The organism is Ligilactobacillus ubinensis, assembly GCF_024160875.1.
Classification (GTDB): Bacteria; Bacillota; Bacilli; order Lactobacillales; family Lactobacillaceae; genus Ligilactobacillus; species Ligilactobacillus ubinensis.
This window is the reverse complement of the sequence record NZ_JAIULA010000006.1, coordinates 89417-113051: the sequence shown is the minus strand read 5'-3', so window position 1 is coordinate 113051 and position 23635 is coordinate 89417. Positions and strand designations below refer to the sequence as shown.

The window sequence follows — 23635 nt, the reverse complement described above, 5'->3', positions numbered from 1 at the left end:
TTATTTTACGATAAAGCTAATCAATATATGAATAATTACTGCTTTACTCTATTATTTTATGGCCTAGATAGTTATAGCAAGAGAAAGGGGCTATGCTAATAACTGGATGTGTTAAATCTTTTTATTTCGTTTTATAGTAATGAAACATGCGCCAATGATAGATAGCGTTATCAAAATAATACCAAACATAGTTGCTTTCTCGAAGTTGGTTTCACCTGATTGAGGTAAAATGTGTGCTGCAACCATATTGTCTAAACTAGGGTTATTATTTTTTGAATCTATATTATTTGAAACGTTAGAGTTTTGTGAATTAGTATTATTTGAATCTGAACCGTTGGTATTAGAGTTATTCCCATCATTATCTGTATTAGAGTTTTTAGTATAGATATAAGTTACGGTTTGGTCTTTTTCACTAAAGGTTCCCTTAGCGTTACCTTTAACTTCTTTAAAAGTATAACCAGCAATATTTCTTTGTGTCGTCTGGTATGCATCACCAATATTTCCAGTTAATTGCGAAGGTTTTGCAATAACATTGTTATCCGTATCTTTATAATTAATGGTAACTGTGGATGTTTTTACAGAGTTTTTAATATAAAGATAAGTTACCACTTGTGTTTGATTGCTAAAAGTTCCCTTAGTATTACCCGTAACTTCTTTGAAGGTATAGCCATCAATATCTTTTTGAGTAGTTTGGTATGCATCGCCAATGTTCCCAGTTAATTCCACAGCTTTAGCAATTTCATTATGAGCAGTGTCGATATAATTGACAATGACATTTGATGTTTTTATAGGGTTTTTAGTGTAAACATAGGTAACTGTTTGATTCTGATTAGTGAATGTTCCTTTAGGGTTACCCTTGACTTCTTTAAATGTATAACCGGGAATGTCTTTTTGATTGGCTTGATAGGCATCGCCAATGTTCCCAGTTAATTCTGAAGCTTTAGCAATTTCGTTGTTGTCGGCATCTTTATAATTAACAGCGACACTAAATTTTTTATTAAATATGGTATCAAAGAAACTATCAATATGCTCTTGATAGGCAGTAGGAGCTACTTCTTGGGATTTTCCATGATCAGCACCAGCTACAATTAGTTCGTCTTTATATCCATTAGATAAACTATAGAGAGTTTTGGCATTTGAAACAGGAACAACAGTATCTGCATCACCGTGAATGATTAATTTTGAGATGTTTGTAGCCATACCTATTTCGGGTAAATTTTGTGTTGTATTTAATTTTAACTCTTGGTCAAAATAATATGTTTTCATTAATCCCATATATAAATCTTCATGAGCTTTGTCAGATGCTATATCCAGCCAAGAACCGACAATTTTTGCAAGTGCTGGTGCAATAGTGGAACTATAGGTGTATCTTAGCTGTTCATCTATTGATTTGAAACCACAGTTTTCAATAATTCCTTTTACATTTGCAGGAGGATTTTTAGCTAGAACCGACATCATTGTTGCTGCACCCATGGATGTACCATAAAGAACAATTTTTTGATTGGGACGTGCTTGAATCTCTTGATTTATCCAATATAAAACATCATCAGATTCATATTGACCATAGGTTATATAATTACCATCACTACCCCCAGTTGCTCGTGAATCAACAAATAGCAAATTATAACCTTTATTGTAGAAAACATCATATTCAGGTGTTTTGATACCATCATTCCAATTACCTCTGAAACCACAGTGAATGACAACTGTTTTATCAGAATTTTGGTTAACATAATAGGCTTTTAGATTCATTTGCTGGCCATCTTCGTTATTCAAGGTAGATCCAGTTAATTGTGTCGTATTTGGATATAAACCGTTAGCATCTGAATTGTTAGAAAGAGTAGTACTACCATAAACTAAAGACAAAAGGACACTCTTTTTTGCAAATGCAACATCATATAAGATGTACGTTGTAATTAGATGTTTTATTGTATCAGAAGAAACGTCAAATCTGCTTGCAATATTGCCATCATTAGTTTGATCAATCAATAAGTACACTAAGCCGAGTTCAAGTTTAAGTTTGTCTCCATTAGCAAATGCAACGACATCATTTAACTTTTCACTAAAATATTCTAAATAGACTTTGGGTTTGAAATTGGCCCCTTTTCCGACATCATCAATAGTAATTTCATCAGAATCATCAGTTAAAATAGCCGTTAACTTACTTTTATCGGTAGAACTTAACTTAGAATCGTTATTTATCTTGGCTGCTAGGTTATTTGAATTGCTTGTTGTAGTTGAATTGACTGATAAAACAGCTTGACTGCTAGAATTAGCTGCAGTTGAAGCGCTAGAAGCAGTAGCGTTGCTTGAAGTAACTGTAGCTGAAGTGTTAGCAGTAGTGTTTTCTTGATTACTTGAACTAGCTATTGATGAAGAACTAGAAGCAGCTGTTTGACTACTTGCTGAACTGCTTGATGCGACAATGGCATCGGCACTGACACGTATGATGCTTTGACAAGGCATGGTTAATAATAAAATAGCTGCAGCTCCCGTAGCTACTGCTCTTTTGGTTAAGTACAATGGCTTTAAATATGACCCCTTTTTCATTTTGAAGCTCCTTTTTATATCATGCTTACAAGACAAAAAACAGTAGTATATATCATCAAAATTATTATTTGGCACAGTTTTGATATATACTACCTACAATGTAAAACTTTAATTCTAAGAGCGTAATAAAGAACAAAGTTTTGCAAAACATTTTATATCTGAAAATTTATTCTAGAAAATAGCAGTGTTGTATTAAGTTAGAGATTAAAATTACGGCTATTGAGTAAGTAGCTATTGATGTGCTTAAAGTCGTTTATAAGTGATTATATTTATCTAAGTAGTTAAATAGGCATTGTAGTTAGCTAATAGATAATTTACAGATAACTCCTTTCTTTGATATGAATAATATGTTACATTGAAAATAATTATGTGCATATTTTTTACGATATATAGCAATCCCCTTATTGATATACAGCGTAGATGTAATATCTCCCCTGACACATAAAAATTTACATAAAATGCTATGCATATTTCTATAATAAATTTCAAATATAACTTAGCTTAACATTAAGCGCTTACAAGTGTGCAACTTTTTCATATTTATGAAAATTTTTTTTATAGAATATTGTTGACAAATGTTTTGTTAAACATATTTTGAATTTTTCAAAGAATGTGTTTGAAAGAGATGATTTACTAACTTAATTAGTTAGAGTATAATTCTATCTTGATAAACACTTTAAAAATTTTATATTATATTTGCTGTATTAAATAATTAAATTTGGTTTTAACTGAGCGTTGAGTGGGTATTAGGTGATAAAAGAGGAAGAAGTTTAGTATATGAAATTATTAATTATAAGTCTAAAAGTGTTATGGAGATGGATTATATATTCATTAGTTAGCGTTTTATGTCTATTTATCGTTTTACTTTATTTAAGACATGTTTCTTTAATTAGAAATAGGGCAGAAATCTCATGATTTTAATCAGGCAGATGAATGTCTTTGTATTAACGCCGTGAAGTGTTTTTCTTTTGGCTTTGGATATATTGTTCCACAATATCTTTGCTCATATTGCCTAAAGTACTCATGTAATAACTATGAGACCATAGATGCCCCCCCAGAATTTTTGTCGCTTTATTTCTGGGTGTTTTTCGAAAAACATGCGTGCAGAGGCACCCTTAAATGCTTTCACAATATTAGTAGGAGCGTGCTTAGGCTTGAATCTTACCAACATGTGTATGTGGTCTGGCATTACTTCCATTTTTTCTATTGTAATCTCATTTAGTTCTGCGATTCTTATCAGAATTATCTTCATGTCTGAAACTAATGCCGGCGTTGTAAATGCAAGATTTCTATATTTTGTTACCCAAATTAAATGAAAATGAAAGTTATAAACGTAATTACGTTCATAAATAGCATCATCTAGGCGTGTATCTTTTGCACTCATGTAAATTCTCCTTAGTATTATATATATAGTTTTGTAAAGGCTTTATATTAGCTTATATGTTATACTGATTTTATCATAGTTAAGGGGGGTGAAACTAATTGAGTAAGACTATGGCAAAGCTTCCATATCATTATGGCGTAAAATTACGTATTTTTCCGTCCAATGAACAGAAAAGACTCATTAAGCGTAATAGCGATGCTAGTCGCTTCATTTACAATGAAATGAACGGTATGAATAAAGAATTATTTTTACTTCGCCAAGTGAAAATACCAATTGAACTGGTACAAAAACGAATTCAAACACTAGAACAGCGATTAAAGACGCCATCTACTGGCATATCAAATGTTCATGGTTGGCTTAACGATAATGATTTAGACAGCTTAATGAAGGCTAATGCTATCAAAAACTATCGTGCTGCTTGGAATTTATTTAGAAAAGTTCATCGTGCTGGAATACCAGTGTTTCATAAAAAAAGAATTGAACAAAAATACCAAACTTCATGTATGTATGCTAGTAAATTAGCTCTACCTAACATGAAAAATGGCAGTGTTAGGATCATTAATTTCCGACATATTCAACTACCGAAATTAGGTAGCTTGCGTTTCAAGGGTATATCAAAGGAAATATTCAATCGTCTCGACAATATTCGTATTGGCACAACCACAATCTCAATGGACGCCACTGGTCGTTACTATGTCTCAATGCAATTAGCATCTGAACAACCTTTTGTAAACAAAGTTAATAATGAAACAGCCACTTCAATTGGGATTGACTTAAATATTGATAATTTTCTAACTGACTCCGAAGGAAAGATTGTTGCCAATCCCCGTTACTATCGTTCTGTTAAAGGTACGTTGGCAAAAGCACAGCGTAAACTTTCTCGACGGGCACTACGTGCCAAAAAAGAGCACAAACCATTAAGTAATGCCAAGAATTATCAGAAACAGCGTAACGTCGTTGCTGCTATTCAGCGTAAAATTGCTAATCGCCGTAAAAACTTTCTACATCTCGTCTCGACAACACTTATCAAGAAACACGATTTGGTTGTCGCTGAAGAGCTAAGAAGTAAGAATACGCTACGAAATCACGTTCTGGCCATGAGTATTTCTGATGTTGGCTGGCGCACGTTTTTAGGCATGCTAGCTTATAAAGCCGATCTGTATGGTCAAAAATTTATCACCGTTAACCCTAGAAACACTACCCAAACATGTAGTGCTTGCGGTTTTGTTATGGGTACTGGAACAACTAACAAACTTACGCTAGCCGACCGTGATTGGACATGTCCGCAATGCGAAACCTACCATATTCGTGACCATAATGCTGCTAAAAATATTTTGGCTAAAGGTATAGCATCAATGTAAGAGAATACAGTCCGTCTGGCAACCTGCGGACTATAAAGGCTTTGGTAATTAGCACGTAAGACCTGCTTACAGGCAATCGCTGTATCTAAGCAATTTGTGGTCGTTGCGCCGTTAGGGGCAGTTCTCACAAGCTTCCGACTTTAGACGGGAGTGGTTGACATTGGGTCTATGATTTAGCAAAGAGTTTATTTATAAGCCTATTATTCATCGGTTTTGCTCCCATCTTTTTTGCATTAGTGTTAAAAAGACGATGGATTAAAAAAAGTAATTTGAGTAAGTATATCAAGTAAATGTATGTAACTAATAAACATTGTGGAATATATTAGTATGAATATTTTTAATAGTTAGAGTAAAAAAAGACACCTCTCTGCCATACAGATAACTACATATTTGTTAGAGAAAGGGTCTTATTGATAATAATATTTTATTTAAAAGTAAAACGATTTTAATATTAAAAGTTAGTGGAGCGAATTTTTTATCCAGTTATCAAAGCCAATCATTTGGAGAACACCTTGGGCACATTCGCTGCCTTTATTACCACCTTTACCACCAGAACGATTTATTGCTTGTTCTATAGTATCGGTTGTTAGTACACCGAACATAACTGGAATTTTACTGTCCAGTGATACTTGCGATATACCGCGTGCAGTTTCTGAACAAACATAGTCATAGTGTGAGGTCTCACCTTTAATTACAGAACCAAGAGCTATTAGTCCATCGAATAAATTTGTTTTACTTAACTGATTAGCAACGCGAGGCAATTCCATTGCCCCAGGTACATGAACTACAGTGATATCTTGATCATATACTCCAAATTTCTGTAATTCAGTTACTGTTCCACTGAGCAATTTGCTAGTAATTAATTGATTAAAGTCTGAAACTACAATACCTATTTTTTTATTAGTACCAACTATACTACCACCATATGTTTTCATTATTGTACCTCCTTGAGTAAATGGCTTAATTTATGCTTTTTAGTCTGTAGATATGTTTGATCATCAATATTTGGAGTGGTTTCTATTGAAATACGGTTCGTTACCTTGATTCCCAATAATGTAAGTTGTTTAATTTTATCTGGGTTATTAGTTAATAGCTCTACTTGATTGATACCTTTTTTCTTTAAAATTGAAGCAACTAAACCATAGTTTCGTTGATCAGGGGCAAATCCAAGATGAATATTGGCATCAACTGTATCAAATCCTTGTTCTTGTAATTTATACGCCTTTAGCTTATTAGATAATCCGATACCACGCCCTTCTTGTCGTAAATATAAGACAGCACCGTAGCCAGCTTTTTCAATCATTTTTAGAGATAAGTCTAATTGCTCACCACAATCACAACGTTTTGAGCTAAATATATCACCTGTTAGACATTCAGAATGAATTCTTAGCAGTAAGGGCTTTTGGTTATCCAGGGTGCCCTTAGATATAAGAAGAGTTGGTTCTTTTGTTATATGGGTGTCAAACGCTTCTAAGTTAAAGTTTCCAAATTTTGTTGGTAATTTAACTTGTGTTATAGATTCAGCAACATCAATATCCTTTATGAAACGATAGTGTATAATATCTTGAATTGAAATTAATGGCATTTGAATACCTTCAGCAAAAGGTTTTAAATCACGTTTTCTTGCCATTGAACCATCTTTTTTCAAAATTTCACAAATATAAGCTACTGGACTAACTCCAGCTAATTTAGCTAAATCAACAGCTGCTTCGGTATGTCCAGCTCTTTGTAATACACCATGTTTGGCTGCAATTAGTGGGAAAATATGGCCTGGATGATAAAAATCATCGGCATGTTTATTTGAATTAGCTAATTGTCTAATTGTATCTGCACGTTCGATAGCAGATATACCAGTGGATGTGGTTTTGGCATCGGCGCTAATAGTAAAAGCTGTTCCAAAAGGTTCAGTTTCGTTAGCGGTCATCATTGTTAAATTAAGTCGATTGGCATATTCTTGAGTCATTGGAACACATAATAAACCGCGAGCTTTACTAACCATTTTATTTACAGTTTCTTGGGTTGCGTATTCAGCTAATCCAACCATGTCTCCTTCCGCTTCTCTTTTTTCAGAGTCGGTAACGATTATTAATCCACCATTTTTTAAGACTTGCAAAGCTTGTTCAATTCGTGTAATTACATCAATATTTTTCGTCATAGTTAGCCTCCGTATCTTGCAAAATATATTTGCCTAAAATATCTGTTTCAATATTTACTTGATCACCTATTTTTAAATTTTCAAGAGTAGTTTTTGTGAGAGTATGCGGAATTAAGCTAATAGAAAATAAGGTGTTATTTTTACTTGCAACGGTTAAGCTAACCCCATCAATGGCAATAGAACCCTTTTCAACAACATAATTTGTATAGGCTACTGGTAGTTTAAATATTAGTGTACGTGAATTGGTTTCGAAAATAATATTTGTTAAAGTAGCTATTGTATCTATGTGTCCAAGAACTAAGTGACCATCTAAGCGGCTACTTAGCAACAAGGCAGGTTCGATGTTTACTTTCTGTCCAGCTAATAGATTATCTAAAGTAGTTCGGCGCATTGTTTCTGGCATTATATCAACTTCAAAACCATGTTTTGAAAAAGCAGTAACTGTTAAACAAACACCATTAATTGCAATACTATCGCCTATATTAGTATGAATTTGTTTAGTAAGTGATGTACTAATTCCAATATGAGATGTATTCTGAGTAGTTGTAATAAACTTTATCTTTCCTACGCTTTTAATGATTCCTGTGAACATTAATTAGTCCTCCTTGCAATAATACGAATATCACCATCTAATTGGCTGATGTCTTTAATAGTCATATCGAAGTTATTTGAGTTTGTTACTCCATATATAGCTGGTAAACTAGAGCCTCCAAATATTTTAGGTGCGATATATATCACTAGTTCATCAACTAAATTTGCTGAAACAAATTTTGCGTGAATAGAACTGCCACCTTCTACCAATAAAGACTGAATTTCTTTTTTATTTAGAAAATTAATAATGTCTTTAACAGACCAATGAGAGTTGGAATATACTTGTATATTTTTGGGCCAATGCTTTTTTGAAATACGTCTACTTAATATCCAAACTGGTTCAGTACCTTGAAAGATATTTAAAGATGAATCCAGACTATCTGCACTATTGACTAAAATTATTTTAATTGGTGGAAATTCCATAGTTTTTGTACGAACATTTAATTGTGGATTATCTGCAATTAAGGTTGTTTCTCCAATTAAAATAGCTTGATTATCTGCTCTTAGATTTTGAGTATCTAAGTAGGAAGTATAGTTACTGATAATGCTTCTACTAGACTTATATTGATTTATCTTTCCATCAAGTGTCATGGCATATTTAAGTGTTATAAAAGGGCGTTTATTTTTAAAGAAGAAATTGTATTTCATATTTAAGTATTCTGTATGCCCAATTAAATCAACGGAGACACCTGCATTTTCTAATAGTGTGATTCCCTTACCCGCAACTAGAGGATTGGGATCTTTTTGGCCTATGACAACACGCTTGATACCAACTGTAATTAGCCTGTTGGCACAGGGGGGTGTTTTTCCATAGTGACTACATGGTTCGAGTGTTATATAGATTGTAGCGTTTCTGGCATCATGAATGTCAGCTAAATTATTTAGTGCATCTATTTCTGCATGAACTTGTCCAAACTTGTGATGATATCCTGTAGCAAGTACTTTGTGATTTTTTACAATCACAGCACCAACTAGTGGGTTTGTCCAAGTACTATCTCTTGCTTTTTGTGCTTCCATAATTGCAAGATTTAAAAATTGTAAATCTTCCACCTTATTCACCTCACGAAAAAAGCCCCACATATTAAATGTGAGGCTCATTTATTGATAAGCTAAATAAGATTTCATACGAGTAAGATACAATAATGTGCAAAAAAACATATTATTGGTATGAAAAATTATATTGTTTCTTCTCCCATCCAGACTATAACTGTCGGTTCCAGACTTACACTGGATCCACTGCTTGATGCAGCTCACGGACTTTAACTAAGAAGTTATTACCGTCGGTCGGGAATTACACCCTGCCCCGAAGAAATCTGTATTCAGTTTTCGAGAGATAGTATACATGAAAACGACTTATACTGCAAATAAATATTTTTAATTGTATTCAATATTATAGAAAATAAACTAATATTTAGAAAAACAAAATAAAACAATTTCAACCATGTATTTGACTTAAAGCACCTAAGATTTGGTCATTGAGTTTTCCAAGCGAAACATTTTTATTTTTAACATTTGAAAAGAGTAAAATAAAATCTTTACCATCATGCGTGAAACCGTTAGAGATAACCCAACCTGACAGATAACCACGATTAATAATTAATCCAGGATCATTATAGAAACCCATCGCATAGTGAGAACTGCTACCAGGCGTAAACATTTCATTTAAGTGAGCTGTATCTAAAAATTTATTAGCGACTAAGGCTTTGTCAAATTTGTACATCGAATTGATATCCATGAACATATCTCCAACACCATACAATTGAGAAACGTTGGGTAGCGGATTAGCTTTTAATTGATTATTTTCTTCAACATAGCCGCTAGACGCATCAGCTAAATTATTAAAATCACTAGTTACATAGCCAACTTGTGTAATATTAGTAGGGTGGAAAAGATGCTGATTTAAATAAACTCTAAAACTCTCACCAGTAACTTTTTCTAAAACTTTTACCAATACAGTGTAGTTAGAGTCCTCATATTTCCATTTACCTATCGGACCTTGTGTGCCATGGCCTTCAATTTCAAAAATCATTTGATCAAGTGTTTTTGTTTGTGAATCTTCTGAACGACCCACAATACTGGAGGTATGAGTTAGAAAATTGCGTAGTTTTATTTGATTTCCGTTTGGAAAATGTGGCAGGAATTTGCTAATTGGATCATCAATAGATAACTTGTGTTGTTGATCGAGCTGTAAAATACTGGTGGCGATAAAGGCTTTTTGCGTTGATGCAATTAAATAGAGGGTATTAGGTGTGTTTAGTTTTTTTGTTGAAAAGTTAGCGTAACCATAACCTTTGCGTAAGAGTATTTTATTATTTTTAACAATTAAAGCTGTTCCGTTAAAATTAGCTTTAAGAAGGATATTATCGAGATTTTCATTCAAGTCAATAGTGGATAGTGTAGTATCCTTTTTTTGATGGTGATGTTTTGTAGACGCTTTTTTTGCACTGCTTTTTTTAATGACAGCAGTACTACTGTTTAGGTGCGTTTCTTGTTTGTTAATTTTTGAAACAGTAAATAAAATGATGAGAATAACGATTATACCCAAAACAAGTAGATAAAATATTTTTTTCAAACTTAATTCCCCCAGAATTAAAGTATATTTTTCAATGTAACTATATTGTAAAGTAATTTTAAGAAAAAAGTAGTTAATTTTATTATATGAATTAGGAAAAAATTAAGCTAATCAGTAAAATCATGAGTATTTGTAATTTGTTAAAAAAAGATATAAGATTTCAATTGCTTGAACATAGTATTTTTTGGGAGGGATATTTGAGAACTAAGTAGTTTGAGACAAAAAAGTCTGAGATTTTTGTCTCAGACTCAGTATATACAGTTCAACGTGTTTGTATCCACCAAACAAATAATAAAGACCAAAAGAGCTAGTTATTTGGTAAAGAAAGTACGTTGTATTAATTTAACTAATTCAACAATGATGAGCATCAATACCCCAGCTATAAGAACAATCAACCATTGCTGAGGGGCTAAATGACTAACTTTAAAAATATCGTTGAAAGATGGAATTAGAATTGTTGCAAATAAAAGAACTGTCGAGATTAAAATAGACCAGTTAAACATTTTATTAGCAAAAAGATCTTTTGTAAAGATAGTTCCATGCAACGATTTTGAGTTAAAAGCATGGAAAATCTGGATTAATCCCAAAGTTGCAAACGCCATTGTTAAAGCATCAGCATGAATTAAGGCTTGAGAAGAGTGTAATGGGTAGTTAATTGCTAGCCAATAAACACCAAGCGTTAATGTGCCTTCTAATAACCCTTGATAAGTGATGCTAGAAAGCACACCATCACTAAAGAAGCTAGATTTAGTACCACGAGGCTTTCTTTGCATGATTGAGCTTTCAGCTTGTTCAATACCTAACGCAATTGCTGGGAAAGTGTCAGTTACAAGATTAATCCAAAGAATCTGTGCTGGAGCAAAAATATCCCAACCCAACATGGTCATGAGAAACAAAGTAAGAACTTCACCTAAGTTGGCAGACAAGAGATACTGGATAGCTTTTTGAATATTGGCAAAAACTTTGCGACCTTCTTTAACAGCTGTGATGATAGTTGCAAAATTATCATCAGCAAGAACAATGTCACTGGCATTTTTAGATACTTCTGTACCAGTAATGCCCATACCAACCCCAATATCTGCTGTTTTTAAAGCAGGTGCGTCATTAACGCCATCGCCTGTCATAGCAACAATTTTTCCTTTTTGCTGCCACGCTTTCACAATTCTAACTTTATGTTCAGGAGCAACTCTAGCATATACTGAATAGTTTTCAACTGTTTGATTTAATTCTTCAGTTGATAGTTGATCTAATTGTGTACCGGTAATAACACTATTGGGGAAAGTAGCTGCGTCCAAAATTCCTAAACGGGTTGCGATAGCTGCAGCGGTGTCTTTATGATCACCGGTAATCATTAATGTTTTAATCCCAGCAGATTTTGCTTGGCGTATGGCATCTTTAACTTCAGGTCGCTCAGGATCAATCATTCCAACCATTCCAGTAAAAATTAGTTCTTGTTCTAGATTAAGTGATGTTGGGTTTTCAGGTATTTCAGCTAGAGGTCGATAGGCAAAAGCCAAGACACGAAGAGCAAGCTGAGCCATCTGTTGATTAACTTGTAAAATTTCTGCACGAGCATTAGCAGAAAGTGGTGTGATTTGATTATTAATCTCAATAGACACAGTACGTTTCAGTAACTCATCAACAGCACCTTTAATGAATAAAAACTTTTCACCGTTTTTTTCGACAATAACTGACATTAGTTTTCTTTCAGAGTCAAAAGGTAATGAAAAAAGACGTGGATAATTAGTTATAATATCTGAAACGTCAGTTGAGTTATCCAAGTAGTATTGAATTAGCGCTGTTTCGGTTGGATCACCCAAAAGTCCATCAGCGCTTTGTTGACTATCATTAGCTAAAATCATAGCTTGCATCAAACTACTCTGAATGTTTTTAGCATCCTTATTTTTTACATCTTCTAATTGATTTGATTCATAAATTCTTTCAACAGTCATTTTATTTTGAGTTAAAGTACCTGTCTTATCTGAGGCAATTATCTCGGTTGTACCAAGAGTTTCAACTGCTGGAAGTTTACGAATCAATGCATTTTTTTTCGCCATAGTTTGAGTGCCCAACGCTAGAGTAATCGTAACAATAGCTGGAAGACCTTCTGGAATCGCCGCAACTGCTAGCGAAATAGAGGTAAGTAACATCTCAAGTACAGAAGCACGATCAGCAACAATTCCAATGATAAACACAAGAGCTGCAATTACTAAAACGAGAATACTTAATATTTTACTTAAATGGACGATACTTTTTTGTAGAGGGGTCGTTGTTTGCTTGACATTATTTAACATATTAGCGATATGGCCGACCTCAGTATTCATTCCAGTGGTAGTGACTACAGCGGTGGCAGTACCATAGGTGATACTAGTGTTCATGTAACCTAGATTCTTTCTGTCTCCAAGTGAAATATCTGCTTGTGAGATTGCGGCAGTATTCTTATTAACTGGAACAGATTCTCCGGTTAAAGCAGCTTCTTCAACTTTAAGTGATGCAGCTTTTATAAAACGAACATCAGCAGGAATAATATCACCTGCTTCAAGTAAGATAATATCGCCAGGAACTAAATCAGAGCTTTTCACGGTTTGAATTGTATTCGAGCGGATAACGCGTGAAGATGGAGTTGTCATCTCTTTTAACGCATCAATTGCATTTTCCGCTTTGGCTTCTTGGAAAACACCAAAAACAGCGTTTAAGATAATAACCAAAAAGATGATAATGGCATCTGATAAATCACCTGCAAATGCAGCGATTAAAGCGGCTACCATTAAGATTACAATCATTAGGTCTTTAAATTGTGCGATGAATTTTTGGAGCAGAGAACTTTTCTTTTGCTCACTCAAAAGATTAGGACCGTATTTTTGTAATCGTTCATCGACTTCATTTATGGAGAGACCAGTCGGCTGTGTTTTAAAGTCATGCAGAGTTTCTTCAACAGAAAGTTGGTGATATTTTTGCTTATTCATTGTGACAATCCTTTCGTATTTTATATTTTAAATGTAACATAAACCTACGAGGTAAGAAAGTTATATACCTGATAGAACAAGCAAAACAGCAGTATAATGAGACAATTGAAAATGACGTATTGACATTGGTTCGTTAGAAATGTAAAACTTAATTTTAGAATAAAAACTAATATTTTTTAATTAAATAAGAATGATGTTTAAAATAGTAGTGTGACAAAGAATTAATTAATATAGGCTAGGGCTTGAATAGGGGGGATATTTATGTCAAAAAGTAAAAAAAATAACAATTTAGTCATCGTAGCGACAACGGCAGTCATATCACTAGGTGTTGGTGGAGTTACAAAAGTAAATGCAGATACTGCTACTAGTTCGATAAGTAGTAGTTCAACAGCGCTATCTACAAGCAGTCAGACAACAGCAACGGTTGCAGAACAAACACAAACTGTGCAAGTTTCGCAAGCAAATACAATTACCTCTTCAAGTAGTATTGATGAAAGCAAGAACGAGAGTAATAGCAGTGACAAAATGGCAAGCAGCAGTTCTAGTTCGACTACAGAAAAAATAAATGCGGATAGGTCTACAACCGCAAGCATTCAAGCTGACACAAATAGTACAGCTACAACGAGTATAATAGCTGCGGCTGAAGCGACAAGTACAGGTAATTCAGAAACACAAACAACTGATGCAGTTGAGAGTACAAAAGCTACGGAAAATGATGCAGTAGATGGTAATACAATTACATTACCAAGTGGTTATGGCAATGCGCTAGAAGCTTTCTATAAATCGGGCACAGAAGACGATAGCGAGCTAGTTGAACTGGTAGCCAAATCCTTAGATCAAAATACATATAAAACGAATATGGCAGATGCTGATGTAAAAATTACAGATATTGATAATCTAACTCAAGCGCAAAGAGTAGCATTATCCGAATTTGCAGCCGGATTAATTAACCAAGTAAGGGATCAATTGGGAACAGTAAATATAACAGTTTCAAAGGGTGCGCTAGATTTTGCGCAGGCAGTAGCAAAGCGTTATGATAGCGATAACTGGGAATTATTTGACAAAAATGAACATGACGTGGCGGCAATCAGTACCGTTGCAGGTGAATACGGATTAGTTACAGGTAGTAATTATTATGAAGATTTAAGTGAGGGATTTCTAACTAGCAATATAGCAACGAATAATATTAGTTTAGATAACCTTAAAAGTGCTATCTACTATACGATTACATATATGTTGTTTGCAGATTCGGGTTCTAACTGGCAACACAGTTTATCAATTACAAATGTAGCACATTATAGTACAACGGATAGTATGGAATATTTTGCTTTTGCAACAGATAAATATGGTCAGATTCATTTGGAATTTATAGCACCTGACTTAATCCAAGATGCTACAAGGTTTGATACAGCAACTGAGAAACTAGATACTGATAAACTTGCACTTAGCAATAAGCTAACGACAAAAGATAATTTGCTAGCAAATACGTCTTCTAATACTTCAAGCAAACGCAATAAAGAGATAATTACAAAAGATAATGCAAATGCTACTTTTGTAAAAAAAGAGCCTATGAGCGCTACTAAAATAGAACAGAAGAGTAAAGTAGCGGCTCTAGCACCTAACAAAGTTATTGTGAATAAAACAATTGCAACTGGTGTGAAGGCCCAAAAAATAACAGCTTTACCACAAACAGGGACAATTAATAATTCTGAATTTTCAATTATAGGTGCAATTATAGTAGCAATTGCTGGACTCTTTGGTTTAAGATTTAAGAAACGAAAATTTTTCTAGATAGATTTATAGTAACAATAGGCATAATAGATTCTGACACTAAGTAGCAATGGCTAGTTTGTCAGGATTTATTTTTGTTTTAAGAAGCAGTCAATTAGTTAAATAACTTCAGTATGACTAAGTAACATAAAAAAGTATGCTAGTTTGCGAATAAAAGATAACATTGTTTGTTATAAGTTCGCATTTTGCTAGTTAGAGACTAGACGTGTCGATTAATTCGATGTAAGATTAAGTCACAATGAAATACTGTTTTATGATGATTCTTAATTTTTTTATTTGAATAATCTAATTTTGTGTCAATTTAACTTTTTATTAGTCAGCTTATTAGGAATAAATAATTGTTAGAGCGCTATTTATAACATTGTTATGCTGAAAATAAAAAAATAAATATATGTAATAATTGATTACATTGAAATCATCTTAGGATTTGGCATAGGAGGCTTAATTTTGGAAAAGAAAAAAGAGAGAAAAATTGCAAGCAACATTATAAAAGGTTCATTAGGCAACATGATTGAATGGTTTGATTGGTATATATATGCTTCATTTGCTATTTATTTTGCTAATTCTTTTTTCCCAAGCAACAATCAAACAGTCGAATTACTAAGTGCAGCAGCTGTATTTGCAGTTGGTTTTTTGATGCGGCCATTTGGAAGTTTTATAATGGGAAAGTTGGCAGATCAGCATGGACGACGTTTTGCATTAACTCTATCTGTAGTTATTATGGCTTGTGGATCTTTACTAATCGCAATTGTGCCTACATATGAGACAATTGGAGTTTTATCACCGATTATATTGGTGTTAATTCGTTTGATTCAAGGTGTTTCGTTAGGAGGAGAGTATGGTATTTCAGCAACTTATCTTTCTGAAATGGCAAGTTCAAATCGCAGAGGATATTATGCTTCTTTTCAATATGTGACACTGATTAGTGGACAGTTGCTAGCTTTAATTGTCCAAATATTATTGCAATTATTTTTCAATGATACACAACTACGTGCTTGGGCATGGAGAATACCTTTTGTCATTGGTGCAATTGGTGCATTAATTGTTTTATATTTAAGATTGTCTATGGATGAAACTGATCAATTTAAAAATACCGCCCAAAATAAAGGCCCTAAAGGAACCTTAAAACAATTAGCTAAATATCCAGGACAAGTATTAACTGTAATTGGATTAACATTTGGTGGTACAATTGCTTTTTATACGTATACAACATATATGCAAAAGTATATGATTAATACATTGGGATTACCTACGAGATTGACTACAGAAATTAATTTTTTGGCATTATTAATTTTTATGATTATGCAGCCGGTTTTTGGTCATATTTCAGATAAGATTGGGCGTAAACCATTATTATATTGGTTTGGAATTTTAGGTACTCTACTCACGGTTCCAATTTTTATGGGATTACAGGCTTTTGATAGCCCATTAAGTGCCTTTTTGTTAATGCTTGCGGGTTTGATGATTGTTAGTGGTTATACTTCAATTAATGCAGTTGTGAAAGCGGAACTTTTTCCAACTGAGATTAGAGCGTTAGGTGTAGGGCTACCATATGGGCTAACGGTGGCAATTTTTGGTGGAACAGTAGAATATGTGGCATTGTGGTTAAAAACAATTCATCATGAAAACTGGTTCTTCTATTATGTGTCTGCTGCGGTATTTGTAAGTCTAATCGTATATATTAGAATGCTTGAGACATCAAAGCATTCAAAATTAGATAGGTAAAATAGCAGGAAATTATTTGATAAATAGCATATACTTAATTATAGGGATAATATGGATTTTGTTTTTTAGCAAAGTTCATATTCTTTATTTACAGTGAAAAAATTAACATAAATTATTATATTACTGTAAAAATGGAGTCAAGGCAATACTTGAAAGGGTAGCATGAAAGGGCAGTGACTTATACTAAAATATAGTTATCTATGTTATTAGAGAGGATGAGAAGAAAGTTTAATGCAAGAAAAAAAGAATACGTCTAACCAGAATGTTTGGTTGATAATTATTGCGGTAGGTATGTTTACTTTTATGTCTACTTTAGATGCTTCGATTGTTAATATCGCTTTACCAGTCATGTCAAAAGATTTAGCGATTCCTATGAATCAAGCAACCTGGACGGTTTCGATATATTTAATTATCATTTCTGGATTGCTAACATTTTTCGGGAGATTAGGCGATCAAATAGGAAAAATAAAGGTTTTTAAGATAGGTACGTACATTTTTACGCTTGGCTCATTATGTGCAGGCATAAATCTTGGATTATGGTTCTTACTGTTTGCTCGTGTAGTGCAAGCATTAGGAGCTGCGATGACAATGAGTACTAGTTTTGGAATTATTACAAGTGCAGCACCGTTTAAGATGAGAGCACGAGCAATGGCACTTAACGCAATGTTTGTTTCTCTAGGTACTATAACAGGCCCTGGGGTTGGAGGGTTAATTTTAGAGCACTTTAAGTGGTCGTATATTTTTTGGATGAATGTTCCAATTGGTATCGCAGCTATTATGATTGGAATGAAAGTTTTCCCACATGAAAAAATTGAAACTTCAAAAGTAGATTTGGATTATGCAGGTATTGTTAGTTTATTTTTGACAATCAGTTTGTTTTTTCTGGGAGTTAACATTGGACAAGAGCAAGGTTTTATCCAGTTAATTCCGCTTAGTTTATTTGTTGTTTCTGCGTTATTATTGGCATATTTTATTGTGCATGAATTGAATGTTAAAATACCGCTTTTGGACTTAAGTTTATTTAAATCATCGTTATTCACAATTAGTCTTATTGCAGCTTTTCTAATATTTACAAGTAATTTTTTTATTAACGTTTTGTTGCCATTTTACTTTGAGAATCTTAGAGGGCTATCTTCTGGTACTGCTGGACTTTATATGATGATTTGGCCGGTAACAATGCTTGTGGGAACGCCTATTTCCGGTTATATTGCGGATAAATTTGATCAAGAATATGTAACTTTGTTTGGGCTAACTATTTTAGCGATTTCATTTTTTGGTTGGCGAATGGTTGATGCAAACACACCATTGCTTTTTGTTGGTAGTTTATCCATGATAGGCAGTATTGGCATGTCGTTTTTTCAAACACCAAATAATGCATTAATTATGACGAATGCGCCTAAACAAAAACTAGGTGTAGCAGGAGCAATGAATGCTTTAGCGCGAAATCTAGGTATGATTTCTGGAACGAGTTTAGTAACGACAATTTTATATTTTGCAATGAGTAAAAAGATTGGGTATACAATAACAAGTTATCCAACGCATCATAGCGAAGTTTTCGTCTATGGGATGCATGTTGCGTTTACAAGTGCGTCATATATAATAGTAATTACATGGTTGTTAACACTGTATCGTGTGTGGATGAGATTAAGAAAGAATTAAAGTGGAAATAATATAAAATTGTCCCTAAGAGTTGGGTTTTACCTAACTTTTGGGGACAATTTAATTTGAATTAAGATTTAGTTTAGGTACTTATCAGCATCAACATTTAGACGATTAGCAATTGCTTTAATTTCAGCAAGAGTAGCGTCATCAATTTTAATGCCATTTTGTTTAGCATCTTCGTAATTTAAAGCTTCTTTATCACCATGAACATAGATTGTTTTTCCTGGAATAGCTGGTAAATTACGGATATCTTCTAAGTATGCAGAAAAACGTTTGATAATTTGTTCTCTGTCGCCAAACATAGATGGATCAATTGCGATAAAACTTTGACACGGACCAACGGCTAAATTGTCAGCTTCAATTTCATGTGAGATGTCACCCTGTGATAGAATTGAAGTGAAAATTTCGACCATCATGCCAAGTCCAAATCCTTTGTGACTCCCAGTGAATTCAGAAACACCACCTAAAGGAGTAAGACCAACGTTAGATTTTGGATCACGCAATAAATCTAAATTAGTTGTATCGTTATGGTCGTTAACAGGTTGATCACCATTTTTTGCAACCCAAAGAGCAGGTAAGTCTTTTTCAAGTTTGCGATATACTTCAATTTTTCCTTGCGGAACAGTCGTTGTAGCAAAATCCAAAATAAAGTTGTGTGGATTAGCAGGCATAGCAAAGCCAATCGGGTTAGTACCCAAAAAAGATTGCGTTGCATGTGTCGGTAGCATTGCCGGACGTGAGTTAGTGGATGAGATACCAATTAGTCCTTGTTCGGCTGCCATATTTGCATAAAAACCAGCAATTCCATAATGACCAGACTTTTTTGTTGTGACAATACCAACACCAGCATTTTTAGCTTTTTTAATGGCAACATCCATGCTATAGATACCATTCAATTGTCCAAGACCAAAATGAGCATCGATAACAGCACTAACGGGTGTTTCTTTAATAATTTCAGGCTTACTGTCAATTCTGACTTTGCCACTTTGGATAAAATTATCATACATAATCATTCTTTGAACACCGTGAGATTGAATGCCATGCATATCGGTATAGATTAAAGTATGTGCAATTTTTTCACTATCTGTTTTTGAAAATCCATATTTTTGATAGATTTCAAGCACAAGTTGATGTAATTTTGTACTATCGTATTTTTTTATCATGCAAAACGCACCTCGTTTTAAGTTGATTTCTATTAAAATAGTAAGAGTGAACTCACTATAATTTAATGTAAAAATTATATGTATCATAACATAGATCAGGATCCTTGTGTTATGAATTTTAAAAATGTTTAAAAAATATAAATAAATTGTATTGTATATAAGGGTAGTCTCATACACAGCGCAATTTACTTATATTTTTTTCAGCATATTAAGTTGTTACAAGTTTAGATTTGCAAACAATGATAAAAATTACATTTAGAATAAAAACTTTAGTCATTGATTTCAGCAAGGATACGATATGCTATCGTTTCGCTTAAAATAATGTCAGTAACTAGTTGCCCTCGCAATGCGCCAATTAGAGATTGTGTTTTTGACTTACTGCGAACAAGACAAACTCTGCGTGGTGTTTTAAGAATCTGATTGATAGTAATTCCCATAACCTTATCATTATCTGCATTTAAAATGTTTCCATCTATATCAAATGCACGACCGTACATAACACCAGCTATTTTATCGAGAGAAATATTTGGAAAAATGCGATGAATATTTTCTTTCCAAATAGGAATTGATTTTAATGAACGAATTGTACCAATCCCAGTTAATAAAACATCCATTTCTTTGGCAATATTTAAAGTGTTTTTGATTGATGGCTCGAAATATAACCCTTCACGAACTTGATTATCAATAATGTATAACGGAGCAGGTAATGTTAAAAATTCACTTGAGAATTTCGTAGCGATTTTTTCAACCATTCGCATTGAGCCAGCAGTAGAATTATATTTCATATTTTCTCCCATGAATTGAGTAAATTTAACGTCTTCAAGTGGAAAGTTTTGAAAGTTGTCTACCAAACTATAGATGGCTTCTCCCCAACTAGTACCAACTACTTTACAATTTTTTTTAAACATTTTTTCAACAATTAAAGCAGCTGATTTGGATAATTCATTAGAAGTTGTAATATCATTTTTACCATCAGAGATAACGTAGAAATGTATTTTTTTAAACTTTTCACTTAAAAGAAGCTCTAATTGTGAATTTCGTTTTGCGATAGCTTCAATTTGAATTTTTACAATGCCTTGTTTAATTGCATCGTTCAAATATTTATTTATCAGATAACGGCTAAGTTTATATTTTTTTGATATTTCTCCAAAAGACAATTTGTTGAGATAATAATCTTCTGATATATTCGATAACAATTCGCTATGCTGCATATCGATGCCTCCTTTTTTAGATTCAAAAGCCAGCAATTTTTACAAAAGTAACCTATAGATATTTTAAAACATTTTAAAATATTAAACAACGCTTTTTAAAATTTAAAGTAGAGCACAAAAATAAGACTAATTCAAATAAGTGTCATTTCTTTTTAAAAATTTAAAAATAATAGCCTTTAAAAAAACATTTTTTATATTTTTTAAACAAAAAAGGTTTACTTTCTGCGGATTTAGGAATAAACTAAGTCACGTAAATGATGCTAGCAGACATTACATTTTTTAAAAAATTGAAAAGAGGCTTAGTTAATGGTTGATATGGATAAAGTTTTAACAATTCATGAAAAGCATAAAGGAGTATTAGGAATTTTACCTGAGTTTAGTGTTGATAATGGCAGTGAACTAGGTGAAGCATACACACCCGGTGTAGCAGGATTGGCAAAACTTATTGAATCAAATCCAAAAGATAAAAACAAATATACCATAAGCGGTAAGCTAGTAGCGATAATTACTGATGGTTCAGCGGTTTTAGGGCTTGGAAATGTAGGTCCTGCAGCCGGCCTTCCCATTGTAGAAGGGAAAGCGCTTTTATATAAAAATTTTGCTGATGTTGATGCAATACCATTAGCTTTTTCACAAAATAGTGTAGATGATTTTGTAAACAGTGTAAAAAATATGGAAAACTCTTTTGCTGGAATCCATCTTGAAGATATTGCAGCACCGAGAGTTTTTGAAATAGAACAAAAATTACAAGAACAACTTAATATTCCTGTTTATCATGATGATCAAACAGGAACTGCTATTGTTGTTTTAGCAGGAATTATTAATGCAGCTAAAGTTGTGAATAAAGAGTTAACATCTCTTAACATTGTTATTAATGGCTTAGGTGCTGCAGGCGTAGCAACTGCAAAAATATTACTTGCGATGGGAATTAATAATTTAACATTAGTCGATATTTATGGCGTAGTAACACCTGATGACGAGCGTTACAACAAATATCAAAGAGAATTAGCTACTAAAGTTAATTCAGCCAAAGGAAATAGTCTTGATGAAGTTATTGCAGGACAAGATGTATTCATTGGCTTATCAGATGCTAATGTTTTAAGCACAAAACAAGTAAAAAAAATGAATAAAGAAGCGATAGTATTTGCACTTGCAAATCCAATTCCTGAGATTTTACCAGAAGACGCGAAAAAAGGTGGAGCTAAAGTAATAGCTACAGGGTCATCGCAGTGGGAAAATCAAGTGAATAATATCTTGGTATTCCCTGGGCTTTTTAAAGGATTGTTAGCTAGTGGAATAAAGAAAGTTGATATGAAGTTGCAAATTAGTGTTGCCCAGGGTCTGGCTGATATGATAGTTAACCCAAGTGAAAATAATATTGTTCCGAAGGTGTTTGATAAAGGTGTTGTTCATGCTGTATCAGATGCGGTAATTAAATATAGTAAACAATAAGCGTTACTAAAAGTGCAGAAGAAAAGATGTTGCACTTAATTAAAAAGAGGTGTACAAAATGAGTGTTTTTTTTACTTCGATTCAAAGTGTTTTAGCAATTGTAATGATGATTGCTGTAGGTTATTTTGCGCAAGCGGCTGGCTTTTTTGGAGAAGGATTCTCTAACTCATTATCTAAATTAATAATGAAAATATCATTACCTCTTGCAATATTCAATTCAATGTTGAATAATTTTAATCCATCTGTATTAAGTAAATTGGGTACAGGACTAATTTATGTTATTATTTCAATTGCGATTGACTATTTTATTGCTATCTTATTAACAAAGATGTTTAGAGTTCCGCGAGGCAAACGAGGATTAATGATCCAAGGAATTACAGGAGCAAATACGGTTTTTATAGGGATGCCTTTAAATACAGCCTTATTTGGAACAAGCTCTATACCATATTTATTAGTATATTACATTGTTAATACTATTGTAATTTGGACAATAGGAGTTTGGTTTATAGCAAATGATGATCCAACAATAAATGGTAAAAATAAAGATGTAAAATTTGATTTATCACATTTACTACCAGTTCCTTTATATGGTTTCATAGCAGCATTACCATTTATTTATATTGAACCTTTAAAACATTTTTATTTAGGATTAAGTTTTTTAAGTACTACATTTGTACCTGATATGGGTGCTTTAGTCACGCCTTTATCATTGATATATATAGGAATAATGCTCCGTCAATTTGGACTTAAGAATATGGAATTTGATGGTCACATTGTTATGACGTTGATTGGTCGATTTATCCTTTCACCAATTATAATGGTTGTCGTTGTTATGGTTGGGTTACATGCATTTGGAATAAGTTTAACGCCTATATTCCAAAAAACATTAATCATTCAGTCTGCAACACCAACATTAGCGGTTTTGCCTATTATGGCTAATGAGTATCATGGTGATGTTAAGTATGCTACGAATGTGGTTGTATCATCATCGATATTATTTGTGATTGTTGTGCCTATTATAATGATGCTACAAAGTGTTTTATAGAAATGAG

Annotated in this window: 15 protein-coding genes, 1 pseudogene and 1 riboswitch; of the genes and pseudogenes, 6 read left to right on the top strand and 10 right to left on the bottom strand. The window is 33.2% G+C overall.

The annotated features are described in order from the left end of the window. Positions 1–111: 111 nt before the first annotated feature. A complete protein-coding gene (locus LB941_RS04570; RefSeq protein ID WP_253359860.1) occupies positions 112–2550 on the bottom strand; it encodes an alpha/beta fold hydrolase in 2439 nt (812 codons plus the stop codon). Between the two features lie 944 nt (positions 2551–3494). Beyond that, a pseudogene (gene tnpA / locus LB941_RS04565) lies at positions 3495–3934 on the bottom strand (IS200/IS605 family transposase). A gap of 110 nt (positions 3935–4044) precedes the next feature. Here tnpA and LB941_RS04560 point away from each other — a divergent pair. Next, positions 4045–5295 (top strand): RNA-guided endonuclease InsQ/TnpB family protein, encoded by a 1251-nt coding sequence (locus LB941_RS04560; protein ID WP_253359896.1) that lies wholly within the window; start codon positions 4045–4047, stop codon positions 5293–5295. 458 nt (positions 5296–5753) lie between these two features. Here the strand turns inward: LB941_RS04560 and ribH are convergent, their stop codons facing one another. From ribH to LB941_RS04530, 6 genes are all read right to left on the bottom strand, one after another. Continuing rightward, positions 5754–6230, bottom strand: coding sequence for a 6,7-dimethyl-8-ribityllumazine synthase (ribH, locus tag LB941_RS04555; RefSeq protein WP_253359858.1), 477 nt, complete (start codon positions 6228–6230; stop codon positions 5754–5756). Further along, positions 6230–7450, bottom strand: a complete 1221-nt coding sequence (ribA, locus tag LB941_RS04550; RefSeq protein WP_253359855.1) for a GTP cyclohydrolase II — start codon at positions 7448–7450, stop codon at positions 6230–6232. Before ribA ends, ribH begins: the two co-directional genes overlap by 1 nt. Further along, positions 7434–8042, bottom strand: coding sequence for a riboflavin synthase (locus tag LB941_RS04545; RefSeq protein ID WP_253359853.1), 609 nt, complete (start codon positions 8040–8042; stop codon positions 7434–7436). The genes ribA and LB941_RS04545 overlap by 17 nt, the downstream gene beginning before the upstream one ends. Further along, positions 8042–9091: a bifunctional diaminohydroxyphosphoribosylaminopyrimidine deaminase/5-amino-6-(5-phosphoribosylamino)uracil reductase RibD gene (ribD, locus tag LB941_RS04540; protein WP_253359851.1), complete on the bottom strand. Its 1050-nt coding sequence runs from the start codon at positions 9089–9091 to the stop codon at positions 8042–8044. The genes LB941_RS04545 and ribD overlap by 1 nt, the downstream gene beginning before the upstream one ends. A 130-nt stretch (positions 9092–9221) precedes the next feature. After that, a riboswitch (FMN riboswitch) is annotated at positions 9222–9356 on the bottom strand. A gap of 120 nt (positions 9357–9476) precedes the next feature. After that, complete coding sequence (locus LB941_RS04535) at positions 9477–10613, bottom strand: serine hydrolase domain-containing protein (RefSeq protein ID WP_253359849.1); 1137 nt, start codon at positions 10611–10613, stop codon at positions 9477–9479. 311 nt (positions 10614–10924) lie between these two features. After that, positions 10925–13579: a cation-translocating P-type ATPase gene (locus tag LB941_RS04530; protein ID WP_253359847.1), complete on the bottom strand. Its 2655-nt coding sequence runs from the start codon at positions 13577–13579 to the stop codon at positions 10925–10927. 261 nt (positions 13580–13840) lie between these two features. Here LB941_RS04530 and LB941_RS04525 point away from each other — a divergent pair, with 261 nt between their 5' ends. From LB941_RS04525 to LB941_RS04515, 3 genes are all read left to right on the top strand, one after another. Beyond that, positions 13841–15370: an SEC10/PgrA surface exclusion domain-containing protein gene (locus LB941_RS04525; protein ID WP_253359845.1), complete on the top strand. Its 1530-nt coding sequence runs from the start codon at positions 13841–13843 to the stop codon at positions 15368–15370. A gap of 507 nt (positions 15371–15877) precedes the next feature. After that, positions 15878–17095, top strand: a complete 1218-nt coding sequence (locus LB941_RS04520; protein WP_425270489.1) for an MFS transporter — start codon at positions 15878–15880, stop codon at positions 17093–17095. Positions 17096–17326: 231 nt separating this feature from the next. Further along, positions 17327–18754 carry an MFS transporter gene (locus LB941_RS04515; protein WP_253359841.1) on the top strand — a complete coding sequence of 476 codons (1428 nt, stop codon included), beginning with the start codon at positions 17327–17329 and terminating at the stop codon, positions 18752–18754. Between the two features lie 77 nt (positions 18755–18831). Here the strand turns inward: LB941_RS04515 and LB941_RS04510 are convergent, their stop codons facing one another. Both LB941_RS04510 and LB941_RS04505 read right to left on the bottom strand, forming a co-directional pair. Next, entirely contained in the window at positions 18832–19920 is a 1089-nt protein-coding gene (locus LB941_RS04510; RefSeq protein ID WP_253359839.1) for an Ldh family oxidoreductase, read from the bottom strand. A gap of 269 nt (positions 19921–20189) precedes the next feature. Continuing rightward, positions 20190–21131, bottom strand: coding sequence for a sugar-binding transcriptional regulator (locus LB941_RS04505; protein ID WP_253359837.1), 942 nt, complete (start codon positions 21129–21131; stop codon positions 20190–20192). Positions 21132–21437: 306 nt separating this feature from the next. Between LB941_RS04505 and LB941_RS04500 the strand changes: the two genes are divergently transcribed. Next, positions 21438–22583: an NAD(P)-dependent malic enzyme gene (locus LB941_RS04500; protein ID WP_253359835.1), complete on the top strand. Its 1146-nt coding sequence runs from the start codon at positions 21438–21440 to the stop codon at positions 22581–22583. Positions 22584–22641: 58 nt separating this feature from the next. Next, positions 22642–23628, top strand: a complete 987-nt coding sequence (locus tag LB941_RS04495; protein WP_253359833.1) for an AEC family transporter — start codon at positions 22642–22644, stop codon at positions 23626–23628. Positions 23629–23635 lie beyond the last annotated feature (7 nt).

Excerpts from the sequence above, each read along its gene's own strand:
- LB941_RS04570 (WP_253359860.1), bottom strand. The coding sequence starts at position 2,550 with ATGAAAAAGGGGTCATATTTAAAGCCATTGTACTTAACCAAAAGAGCA.
- LB941_RS04560 (WP_253359896.1), top strand. The coding sequence starts at position 4,045 with ATGGCAAAGCTTCCATATCATTATGGCGTAAAATTACGTATTTTTCCG.
- ribH (WP_253359858.1), bottom strand. The coding sequence starts at position 6,230 with ATGAAAACATATGGTGGTAGTATAGTTGGTACTAATAAAAAAATAGGT.
- ribA (WP_253359855.1), bottom strand. The coding sequence starts at position 7,450 with ATGACGAAAAATATTGATGTAATTACACGAATTGAACAAGCTTTGCAA.
- LB941_RS04545 (WP_253359853.1), bottom strand. The coding sequence starts at position 8,042 with ATGTTCACAGGAATCATTAAAAGCGTAGGAAAGATAAAGTTTATTACA.
- LB941_RS04530 (WP_253359847.1), bottom strand. The coding sequence starts at position 13,579 with ATGAATAAGCAAAAATATCACCAACTTTCTGTTGAAGAAACTCTGCAT.
- LB941_RS04525 (WP_253359845.1), top strand. The coding sequence starts at position 13,841 with ATGTCAAAAAGTAAAAAAAATAACAATTTAGTCATCGTAGCGACAACG.
- LB941_RS04520 (WP_425270489.1), top strand. The coding sequence starts at position 15,878 with ATGATTGAATGGTTTGATTGGTATATATATGCTTCATTTGCTATTTAT.
- LB941_RS04515 (WP_253359841.1), top strand. The coding sequence starts at position 17,327 with ATGCAAGAAAAAAAGAATACGTCTAACCAGAATGTTTGGTTGATAATT.
- LB941_RS04510 (WP_253359839.1), bottom strand. The coding sequence starts at position 19,920 with ATGATAAAAAAATACGATAGTACAAAATTACATCAACTTGTGCTTGAA.
- LB941_RS04505 (WP_253359837.1), bottom strand. The coding sequence starts at position 21,131 with ATGCAGCATAGCGAATTGTTATCGAATATATCAGAAGATTATTATCTC.
- LB941_RS04500 (WP_253359835.1), top strand. The coding sequence starts at position 21,438 with ATGGTTGATATGGATAAAGTTTTAACAATTCATGAAAAGCATAAAGGA.
- LB941_RS04495 (WP_253359833.1), top strand. The coding sequence starts at position 22,642 with ATGAGTGTTTTTTTTACTTCGATTCAAAGTGTTTTAGCAATTGTAATG.